The following is a 10,117-nucleotide window of genomic DNA, read 5'->3' as shown; positions in this document are numbered from 1 at the left end:
CGAAACTCAGGGTGTCACGGTAAAGTGGAGTTTTCAAAGTGCCGATGTCTTCCGGGGTATATAATTCTTCGATCGTTTCGGGCATGCCCACTAATTTCTCTCGGTAATGCACCACCTTGATGTTCACCACCGCATCTTTGGCCACCAAGGTTTCGCCTGTGCGCGGATAAACCTCTATGCTGACCGTATGCCGGCCACTTCCCAGCAATACATCGTTGATTGGGTAGAGCATCGACTGTCCTCTATCTTTTACGAAATGATACCCCAGCGGAATATCATTCACACGGATCAACAGGCGGCATCCCGTCTTGTTGACCTGCAGGTAATATGCCGGTTTTTCAGCATACGTTTTTACTTTTTTGAGCTTTTCTTTGATCAGTGCCTCCATTTTCGCCTTTTCCTGTTCCATTTCTTTCTGGTTTTTCGTTTTTACCTGCGCGTGACCACAGGCGATAATCAATGTGAATAGAGTAACGAATAATATTGCTTTCATATCCATGATACGGTTTGTTTATTTGCGCATATATGGTATGGTTTACTTATCTGCAAATGGATAAATGCGCCCTTGCCAGATAGTGGATGGCTCAATAAGGGCAAGCGGTTGGGTATCCAATTCAAATCCCTTCGAACTTGTTTCCTGCTTCCCCTCTTTATCCTTCTTCTTTTTTTCATATTTGGCCTCTCCACTAATTGTTATCGTAATGCCGTTGAACCGTACGTCAAGATCAAGGTAAAAGCCCTCTTTATTGCTATATCCCATGGCTGGTTTGAAGGTGAGTCCGGTGGAAGCCTCTCCACCAAATCCGGCTTTGACAGACTGGGTTCCTTTACCGGATATCGTAACAGTTTCTACTTTTACTTCTGCACTCAACCCCAATTCCACTACAAACGTAATGGTCATGGGAGATTCAAGACTTACCCTCTTCTCTCCCGAAGAGAACTCATATATCCCCTTGATGGATAAACGGCCTCTCAAACAGAGGTTGAACCAGATCAAACCCTCATACTTAACCTTGCCTCCCGACATGAAATCGGTAAGCCATTCGATAAGATCATTTACCTTCAGGATCGCTTTGATAATTTGTCCCGCAGCAGGGATATATGTCGAACAAGCAATCAGGTCGATACCACCCGTTGCTGCAATCAGAGGATCTGCTGCTATTCCTATTTCACCCTTGCGTATTACCCCTCGGGATAATCCCATTTCGTATGACCAGCCACCGCCAAGATGGAGTTCAGGGCTGGATATTTCTATAAATATCGGAATAGTCCCGCTTTTGGGATTCTTGGGCAGTATATGCCGGGCTTTAAGTTTATCCCGATTATCATCCACATTTTTTTTGAATGACAAAACATCCAAAGCGTCTCTGATGGTCTTGAATGTTTGATATACGTTTCTTACGGATTCCTCTATGTTGGCTGTAAGCTCTACTTTCTTTCCATCATTATACTCCACCGATAGTCCTAACGAGAGATCGATGTCCTTAACCTTTTTGGACGCACTCAGTGCTTTCTCCTGATGTCGCTTAAAAATGCCGTATTCTGCAGGCATATTCGTATGTGTATACAGATGAGGTTTCGAGGAGCCCAATTCAAAAAAGACTTCCCATTTAATATCCGGATACACATTGATATTGACCATCTGGTTGGGATAGGCGCAGGTATTTACAAGGACCAGGTAGGATTGTTTCATTTCTTCTTTGGGCCAGAAGTAGCGGAAAAGCCATGCGGAATCGACTATCTTGTCTCCTATTTTACCTAAACTGGTATCGTATGTTTTATTGTAATCGTAGCGCAGGGTCATCTCCAGTTTATTTCTGGACAGTTTGTAATCCTCCTCCCGCATCCCCAACTGTTTCATTTTACTCAGGTCGAAAACGTTTTTATCTCCTTTGTGGGAGAGGGTTTTGTTTCTGCAGCTTTTTGTGTCAAGATCTTTCAACGTAATACTGACATTGGAAGAATTTTTATGCTCCCCAGCTACAAGATTGAAGCCTATGTTGCCGGTCAGATCGCGTACCCCTTTGTCCGTTTCTTCGAAGATGAGATCCGGGTCTCGTCCGGGAGAAGAAACTTCGATGGCCGTGTATTTGCAGGGATTGTTTGCCGGAGCTTTGAACTTTCTGTCATTTTTGCCTACCACGGCAAGCATTTTGGATACATTCTCTCTAAGATGTTCCTGAATCTCTGATTTCTTTTCATACCGAACCTTGAACCTAAGCTGTTTGCCTAATTTCTTTTTTTCCGTAGCGGGGTAAAAACAAGCCAGCGCCTTTGCCGTTTTCTCTGCTTCCTCCCGTGGATTATGCCCCATATATGGATCGGCAAATTTCTCTTGAGGACGCTGGTAACGGATGGAAACCGTTTCTTCATTCTCCGAATCTTTTGTGTAATTGCCGATACTATCGTTGGTTTGCAGATTGATTTTTCCAACATCGAATACCAGATCAGAGGTATTCGAGTCTATCGAATCCGTTTTTATCTTTTGGGCATTCGGATTGTACATCAGTTCGGCTTCAACCTCTATCCGTAATTCCTTCTCCCCATTGTTCTCTTTATGCCCGAGCATTTCGCGCCAAGAGGATTCAATCAGCAAGGACATCTGGTTGTGAGATGTCAACTTCGCATCAGAAGTGACATTTCTCGCCAGGATTACTTCCTTTTTCAGAACTTTTTCACCACAATATACTGTAAGGTGATACTTCCCGAAGCTATGAAAAGTCGCCAATACGTCATTGGGCATACGGTGTGAAATAATTTCCAGATTGACCGTGTTCCCATATGATTGTATAGTGGGAAGTAAAGTCTGGTCTTTGGGATATCCTATCCATGAAATATCCATCGGCTGTGGATCGTCAAAGAATACGATATAAATCCCATAAATACTATTTTTCTTTTGGAAGTCGGGAATATTGAAATATGGCTCCAGCCAATAAAAACGCCCCAGAGAAAACGTAGAAGAGCTTCTGATACTAATAGTCTCAGTATATACGGTTTCAAATACTCCCTCTTCAATCTTGATCGTTTTCTTTTGATTTTCGACCACATTAAACCCCTGATTCTTCCATTTCCCTTTATCGTCTTGAGCAGCATGCACCCAGTTTATCTGTTTGAGTTCTGCATCCGAAACGGGAGGATTGCCTATGGAAGAAGGGATCGGCTGCCATTTTCCGTTTAAATCCGACAAACCTTCCTTCCGAGCTTTTTCACGCCAACGTTCTACCTCCAACCCATATGAGCTCCCTATCCTTAGTTCGATACACGCTTCTTCATACCCTCTTTTTACATAGAGAATATCGACGGTTTTCCCTGCAACAGACACATTGCGGTGTACGATAACGTTTTTACCGTCTTCTCCCAATACTACGATTTCATATTTCCACCCCATGAGATCAACTACCTATTGCCTGAATAATTACACCTTCGAATAAATCGTGCTCAATAGAATCCGCCGGATTGAAAAAAGGATTTATTTGACTGTGTATTTCTTCTTTTGCTTTTGCCATGTTCTCTGCCGATGGGACAGCTTGTTGTCCATGATGCACGATTTCGATACATGGAGCGCCTCCTCCCACCGGACAAATAGCTCTACTCTCGTTTGTTAGGATTTTTCCACCGTTGCTAAGAGTGACTTTATCATAAAAACCAGTCCATTGGGTGACGACGGATTTGCAGGGATTGTTGTTCATCATTTTGCAGCTTCCGAATGTACCAGACAGAAACGCTTGACCAATTTCTTTGTCGGTAGCGATTAACTGTTGTGAAGCTGTATTATCATTGGCATAATGCTTCTTCTGGGTCTTTACCTGCAGGACATCCGGTATCGTCCCGAATTGGCACTTACAGATCGCTCCGTGTACGAGAATAATTTTTTCTTTACCCATTTTCTTTTTCAGTTTCTAAGATAGTGTATCCGTATGGATTGAAACAGGCTTTCTTTACCTCCTTCATCTTCTGACAGAAGATAAGTATCGGCGTAAATATCGTCAATGGTCTTCATTTCACTGGAAATGAAATAGGAAACTTTTGCCCTGAAATTGTCCTTGTGAGGGCTTCCATCCGAAGTAATAGAGTATCTGGCAGCCCGTCCATCAAAAGAAAGGAGGGTGCTATCCTCATTCTCCTCTTCTTCCAGCATGAATTTTCCATTGAAGAGAAGCCTTTCACCATACTGTCCGGAGGGGATGTGAAGCTGGCTCATCTTTAGACAATAAACCGGGCTATCAATAGACAATGGAATCACAAACAGATTTATAAAAATGAAGTTTTTCTCTATTGCTGACTGCATGGCATTTACATCTCTCAGAATAGTGTCCATCTGACTGATATAAGTGAGCAGATATTCTCCGGCGTTTTCCTGCAAAAGTTCTTTTTTCTTTGTCTCCCATCTTTCTATTATTTCTTGAGAGTTGTTGATCTGTATAGTCCCGTTTTTTCGATTGATGGACAAATCAAGAGGATAAAAAGCTAGGGAAACGGATATGCTTAATTTGTCTATAAAACTTTCGGGAGCATGACCATCGATAAAGAAATCCCCACAGGAATACAGCAAGCGATATTCATCAGGCTCCTCGGATGCAAGCCGTTCTATGATGACATCGAAAAGCAGCTCGATGTTTGCTTTCGGATAGCACACACTTTGGCGATAGATACGCATAGAGCTTACTCTACTTCCGTTTGTTGTCATCCCTGTTGCGCTCATTTTCATACTGGCTTAATGATTTAGACAAGTGCAATTTCCCCAAAATCACTCATGTGCAACTCAATGTTCAAAAGTTACGCTGTTCTCCAAAACACCCATTCTGAATATCTCTTTCGCAATAACACGCTCAGAGTTATTTATGTCATAGCATACCCATACACCATCCTTGAGCCCTCTTTTATAGGAACCCATCCAAAGTTCACCATGATTATGGTCATAGCATTTCCATATTTCGGTTCTTTGTCCCTTATGGTAATTCCCTTCGTCATCTACTTCACACCAGTAGCCCTCTTTCTGATCATTGTCATAATATCCAAATACACCCCCATATATGGTCGATGATGAAAACAGACCCTGCCTTTTACCATTTTCGAAAGTCTGGACCCAAAAGGATAAATCTGTGTCAAAAGTAACCCATTGACCATGCTTTTTCCCGTTTTTGAAGCTGAGAATAGTTCTTCGGGTTTTGTCCATCAAGATGTAAACTCCATCAAGACGGCAAGTATAGGTGCTATCATTAAGCTCTTCTTTCGTAAGAGTCTTCTGAGCCTCAATTTTTGAGATACTTCCCAAAAGAAGAATAATCAAGCATAAAAGTCTGCTCTTTACTCTCATGATATTAAGAAAGATATGCACTCATTGCTATTCCCCTTTTCTCAAGTATACGATCTCACAATTGGCAATTGTTCCTCCAGAACTATAAATCACGGATTGTGAAAAGGAATTATTCTTTTCTTCAGTTCTCTTCCTGTTTTTCCATCAAGCACAATCTCTTCGATCTTATCTCCAACTACCTGATGCCAAATCGTCCAGACCTTTTTACCATCCAATTCCTGCTTCATCACCCGAGTGTGGAAACCAGAATCGTGATAACCTTTAGGTAGTTTTATCTTGTGCTTTACACAATAAGCGATGATATCATCAGGAGAAAAATCGTAACCTTCATCTGAGTTTTCCTCCTTCGTAAGATGCCCAGATTCATCAAAATAATACCAGATGCCCACTGGAGCGCCTTCATTGAATGCTACACCTTTAGTCTCGATACTCTTTGATGGATAATAGTTCTTAACAACCTTAAAGTAACTACCCTTGTCGTATATTGCCTCCCCAAAGCCTATTTTCGCAGAAGTATAAATGATGTAAATGTCACCCACAACTTCATCTATTCGACTTTTTGTTATTTCCCTCCTGATAGTTTCGACCCTACTATCAACCCTTGGTTTCATATGGATTGCTTTTTTTTGCGAATAACACTGCGCAAAAAAGACACTTATAAGTATTAGGATTATTATTCTCATGCTTACTTTTTTATTGAATCATTAGCTTCTCGTCTCCACTACCTAAGAAAGAGAAATGTTCACAGGAACACAGCAAACGATATTCATGAAGCTGTTCGAATACAAGCCGCTCTATGATCACACTGAAAAGGAGCTTGATGTTTGTTGTCTCTGGATGGCACATACTTTGGCGATAGATACGCATGATGCTTGCTCTACTTTCGTTTGCTGCCATCCCTATTGTGATCATTTTTGTATTGGTTTAACGATTTAGGCATGTGTAATTTCCCCAAAATCACTCATGTGTAACTCAATGTTCAAAAGTTACGCTGCTCTCCAAAACACCCATTCTGAATATCTCTTTCGCAATAACACGCTCAGAGTTATTTATGTCGTAGCATACCCATACGCCATCCTTGAACCCTCTTTTATAGGAACCCGTCCAAAATCTTCCTTCGCTGTAGTTATCGCATTTCCATATTCCGGTTCTTTGCCCCTTATGGTAATTCCCTTCTTCACCTTTTCCCTCTTCTACTTCACACCAGTAGCCCTCCTTCTGATCATTATCATAATATCCAAATACACCCCCATATATGGTCGATGATGAAAACAGACCCTGCCTTTTCCCTTTTTCGAAAGTCTCGACCCAAAAGGATAAATCCTTGTCAAAAGTAACCCATTGACCATGCTTTTTCCCGTTTTTGAAGCTGAGAATAGTTTTGCGTGTTTTGTCTACCAAGACATAAACCCCATCAAGACGACAAGTATAGGTGCTATCATTAAGCTCTTCTTTCGTAAGAGTCTTCTGAGCCTCAATTTTTGAGATACTTCCCAAAAGAAGAATAATCAAGCATAAAAGTCTACTCTTTATTTCCATGATATGAAACTATTTCCTCTTGCATTTTCAACCATTGTCTTCTCGAGAATGTAATTCTATCAAAAGGATTCCTGTTTTGTTGGTTTTTTGGATCCATAGGATAATCCATTACATTGTCTGTTTTTAGGATTTGTAATTTGTAGGTATTTCTTTCGTCAAAAGTATGCCTCAACCCTAAGACATGACCAATCTCGTGTAGTAAAATCCTTTTTGCGTAATCAGCTCCGTCAGAATAAATATATTGTGGGCATACAATGTAGTTCGATGTGGTTGGCTCTGTTCCTGCCCATGCAGCCCCAGAAGAGAAATCTTTAGTAAGAAAACCACAGAGAAAAGCAAAAACCCCTTTATCCTCACATAACGGTTTTATGGCCTCATGAAACGAAGAATTTATAATTCTCTTATCCTCTGTGAGATAGCCTTTTTTAATCCAATCTTTGGAGTCTATTTTTATATCCTTAAATACGACATCACACTTTATTAGAGCTTGGTTAACCCCAAAATTATTTACCCTATCTGCAACAGAATTTACCCAGTCATCATTTACGTCTCCCAAACAAATTTCATTGGCTCGTTCGATTTTAGACTTTTCCTCCTCATTCTCTGCTTTGTCAGGATCATCCAGCAGTCGAATCAGAAAAAGGGTAAAATGATATCTACTATCATTGCGTAGAATGTTCAACTTCCCAACAAGGTTTTGGGAGGCCAAATCTCTTGCTTCTATAAATATTTTATCATCTGCAATTTTTTCAGTACATCTAATCTCGATTATATGAGAAGACTCTTGTGAATCTATTTCCGTTGGATTCACTAACAAGGAAGGGGAGGATGTTGATAATCCTATCTTAGTTCCAATGTTATCTTCGCTATTGTTTAGACTCTCTACTTCAAGTTTTAATCTAATTCCTTTTTCAGATTGCTGTTTGTGATCATCAGGGAATATTGACAACCATGGAACATAATATGTTTTTCCATAAATCTTCATTGATTCGTAATCCTTTTCCAATTCGTCAAAGTTTGAACAGATATCCCTATAATCATCCCTCATCCAATCGAATCCAAATTCGCCATCGTAATCGTCAGGTCTTCTGAAATGAACGATAAGTTCCGATTTTTTCTTTGCGGGATTGTCAGGAGGTGTAGGAGGATCTTCTGGTTCCCCAAAAAAAAGACCTTCATCTGCCGTCTCGTGGAATTTATCCGTTGCACTTTCCACGATATCTGAAGCGGAGTAGATTTTATAATCTCCCCCAACCATTTCAGTGATATGTCCTTTTACATTTCTGATTCTGCTCATAACTGGCTATGAAACTAAAAGAGAGAAGAATTTTCTCCGCCATTGTTGCGGATTTTCTTTTGTGCCTCTCTGTAAAAGGTTCCGCTCACTTTACTGTCAATACCCTGATCGCCATTTACAACCGTTTTGCCCTGTTTTGTCTCGCTGTAAACATCGCCTTCTATATTCTCGACGAGGCTGCCGGATACGAAAACATTTATATCTCCGAACACCGTCGTATTCTTCATCCCCTGAACTGTTTCCGCATTCGTCTCACCAACGGTAAGAGAATTATTCTTCCCAATATGCGTATTCATATTTTCCAATACATTCAGACTGATGTTCTTAGCATTGACCGTTAATGTTTCAGGTGTAGATATTTCAATATTCTTTCCTCTCGTATCCAATCGAATAGCATTTCCCCCCCTGTCTTTGATGGTGATGCTCCAATCGCCTTTCTCGTCGTCGTCGAAGACGATATGATGTCCGCTACGGGTGCTGATACTCTTGAGGTGATTCTGATCATGCCCTCCCCTTCCGCTTTTGCCGTGAAAGAGACTGCCCGTGACATAAGGGCGATGGGGATCGCCATATTCGAAGCCGACCATCACCTGGTCGCCCTCCTCCGGAATCGATACAAATCCTCTGTTTGCTGTAACCGTGCCACTCGTACCTGCATCGGGAGTCTGAACTCGGATCCAGTTCGTAGACAACCCCTTCGGTTTTTGCCAGTCGAACTGCACCCTGACCCGTCCCTGTCCATTCGGATCCTTGTTGTCCGAAACGGTAGCCATCTCCGGATAAGCTTTTACTTCCGGGGCATAGGCTTCAGGTACACAGTCGATCAGAGCAGGCGAGGCTGTGAACCAATTGGTGTAGTCCCCATTCTTCTCAATCCGGTGGTACAAAGAGGTGATGCGGTATTTTCCGAGGGCAGGAACATCCATGCGTTCAGGGAACAACACATCTATGACTCCACCCAGACGCAGACGACAGGTCTTGGTCGTTCCTTCTATTCGCAGCATCCGCCCCACGGCATCCGCCCCTCGCTGTGCAGCCAGATCCGACAGGTTGAATTCGGTATAGACCGGAGAATTCGAGGGTAGAGTTCCTTTCTCGGGAAACAGACGATCCGACCGGCGGGCAATGTTTTCGATCAACGGATTACCTCCGGGAACAGGCTCATCGGAAGGGAAGCGCAGGAATTTGTCATCGGCCGCAACGTAGTCGTAATGGGCATATCTTCGAGGAATGGCAGAGGCACAAGTGCGCAGACTAACGATATCACTGTCGAAAAAGAGTTTTTCGCAGTCTGCCGTGTGTGGCGCACCGAAGAAGAGAGTACGACCATCGTAGAAAAAAGGCTCTCCATATATACGGGAGAGTCGGTTAAGAAACTCGAAGCCACTCTCCCGGTACTGCACTGCATAAGGCAATACTCCTTTGTAGCGGGGATTGCATTCGACCTTAAAGTAAGCCTCCTTTGTTACCTCGGAAACGATATCCGTCAACTGTCGATCGACGAAAGAGTGCATACCCGGTGCTCCATCGAGACTCATGGCGTCACCACGTCCGATGATCCTGACACGATTCGATCGATGTCGAAAAAAACTGCTTCCTATCCCGTCATTTTCCCATGCATCGATGCGTACATCGGTCACCCATCCGGAGAATTCGTACGAATCTTTGGATGTGAGATGTTCGAATCGGATCAGCGTTCTAGCTCCGATCAGGCTCATGAGCTTTTCGGGAGTCTCTTTCCAGAGCTCGTCCTGTGAGAGGTATTCGCGAACGACCTCAAAGTGGTGGCATGAGTTCATGGGCTGTTCGAGGGTCAGAGATTCGAATAGAAACTCTTCTCCATCGAAGCGAACTTTAGGTTTGACTGGATTTAAGGGAGGGAAAGTGCTCTTCTGATGTGTATAAGAATCGCCGAAGTTCATTGGCTATAGAGGTTTTTATTACTGTTCTTGCTGCGAAAGGTA

Annotated in this window: 9 protein-coding genes and 1 pseudogene; all 10 read right to left on the bottom strand. The window is 42.5% G+C overall.

What is annotated here, in order from left to right; genetic code table 11:
• Positions 1 to 493, bottom strand: a pseudogene (locus B5D48_RS08900) (hypothetical protein); the annotation flags it as partial.
• Between the two features lie 42 nt (positions 494 to 535).
• Entirely contained in the window at positions 536 to 3,388 is a 2,853-nt protein-coding gene (locus B5D48_RS08895; protein WP_023938662.1) for a hypothetical protein, read from the bottom strand.
• Between the two features lie 4 nt (positions 3,389 to 3,392).
• Entirely contained in the window at positions 3,393 to 3,884 is a 492-nt protein-coding gene (locus B5D48_RS08890; protein ID WP_023938663.1) for a DUF4280 domain-containing protein, read from the bottom strand.
• 8 nt (positions 3,885 to 3,892) lie between these two features.
• Positions 3,893 to 4,708 carry a hypothetical protein gene (locus tag B5D48_RS08885; RefSeq protein WP_023938665.1) on the bottom strand — a complete coding sequence of 272 codons (816 nt, stop codon included), beginning with the start codon at positions 4,706 to 4,708 and terminating at the stop codon, positions 3,893 to 3,895.
• A 54-nt stretch (positions 4,709 to 4,762) separates the two neighbouring features.
• Complete coding sequence (locus tag B5D48_RS08880) at positions 4,763 to 5,317, bottom strand: toxin-antitoxin system YwqK family antitoxin (protein WP_042120599.1); 555 nt, start codon at positions 5,315 to 5,317, stop codon at positions 4,763 to 4,765.
• A gap of 89 nt (positions 5,318 to 5,406) precedes the next feature.
• Positions 5,407 to 5,928, bottom strand: coding sequence for a hypothetical protein (locus B5D48_RS08875; protein WP_023938668.1), 522 nt, complete (start codon positions 5,926 to 5,928; stop codon positions 5,407 to 5,409).
• 82 nt (positions 5,929 to 6,010) lie between these two features.
• Entirely contained in the window at positions 6,011 to 6,229 is a 219-nt protein-coding gene (locus B5D48_RS08870; protein ID WP_023938670.1) for a hypothetical protein, read from the bottom strand.
• 60 nt (positions 6,230 to 6,289) lie between these two features.
• Positions 6,290 to 6,856, bottom strand: a complete 567-nt coding sequence (locus B5D48_RS08865) for a hypothetical protein (protein ID WP_023938671.1) — start codon at positions 6,854 to 6,856, stop codon at positions 6,290 to 6,292.
• The gene (locus B5D48_RS08860; RefSeq protein WP_023938673.1) at positions 6,840 to 8,153 is read right to left on the bottom strand and encodes a M12 family metallo-peptidase; all 1,314 of its coding nucleotides are present in this window, start codon (positions 8,151 to 8,153) and stop codon (positions 6,840 to 6,842) included. Before B5D48_RS08860 ends, B5D48_RS08865 begins: the two co-directional genes overlap by 17 nt.
• Positions 8,154 to 8,167: 14 nt before the next feature.
• Positions 8,168 to 10,075 carry a type VI secretion system Vgr family protein gene (locus tag B5D48_RS08855; protein ID WP_078801731.1) on the bottom strand — a complete coding sequence of 636 codons (1,908 nt, stop codon included), beginning with the start codon at positions 10,073 to 10,075 and terminating at the stop codon, positions 8,168 to 8,170.
• Positions 10,076 to 10,117: the final 42 nt, after the last annotated feature.

Source organism: Porphyromonas crevioricanis (assembly GCF_900167225.1).
GTDB classification, from domain to species: Bacteria; Bacteroidota; Bacteroidia; order Bacteroidales; family Porphyromonadaceae; genus Porphyromonas; species Porphyromonas crevioricanis.
Note: the sequence above shows the minus strand (reverse complement) of the source record. Positions and strands in the feature narration are given on the sequence as shown.

What these genes read in the sequence shown, in the direction of transcription:
- B5D48_RS08855 (WP_078801731.1), bottom strand. Translation starts at nt 10,075, where the DNA reads ATGAACTTCGGCGATTCTTATACACATCAGAAGAGCACTTTCCCTCCC.
- B5D48_RS08895 (WP_023938662.1), bottom strand. Translation starts at nt 3,388, where the DNA reads ATGGGGTGGAAATATGAAATCGTAGTATTGGGAGAAGACGGTAAAAAC.
- B5D48_RS08885 (WP_023938665.1), bottom strand. Translation starts at nt 4,708, where the DNA reads ATGAAAATGAGCGCAACAGGGATGACAACAAACGGAAGTAGAGTAAGC.
- B5D48_RS08890 (WP_023938663.1), bottom strand. Translation starts at nt 3,884, where the DNA reads ATGGGTAAAGAAAAAATTATTCTCGTACACGGAGCGATCTGTAAGTGC.
- B5D48_RS08860 (WP_023938673.1), bottom strand. Translation starts at nt 8,153, where the DNA reads ATGAGCAGAATCAGAAATGTAAAAGGACATATCACTGAAATGGTTGGG.
- B5D48_RS08870 (WP_023938670.1), bottom strand. Translation starts at nt 6,229, where the DNA reads ATGATCACAATAGGGATGGCAGCAAACGAAAGTAGAGCAAGCATCATG.
- B5D48_RS08875 (WP_023938668.1), bottom strand. Translation starts at nt 5,928, where the DNA reads ATGAAACCAAGGGTTGATAGTAGGGTCGAAACTATCAGGAGGGAAATA.
- B5D48_RS08880 (WP_042120599.1), bottom strand. Translation starts at nt 5,317, where the DNA reads ATGAGAGTAAAGAGCAGACTTTTATGCTTGATTATTCTTCTTTTGGGA.
- B5D48_RS08865 (WP_023938671.1), bottom strand. Translation starts at nt 6,856, where the DNA reads ATGGAAATAAAGAGTAGACTTTTATGCTTGATTATTCTTCTTTTGGGA.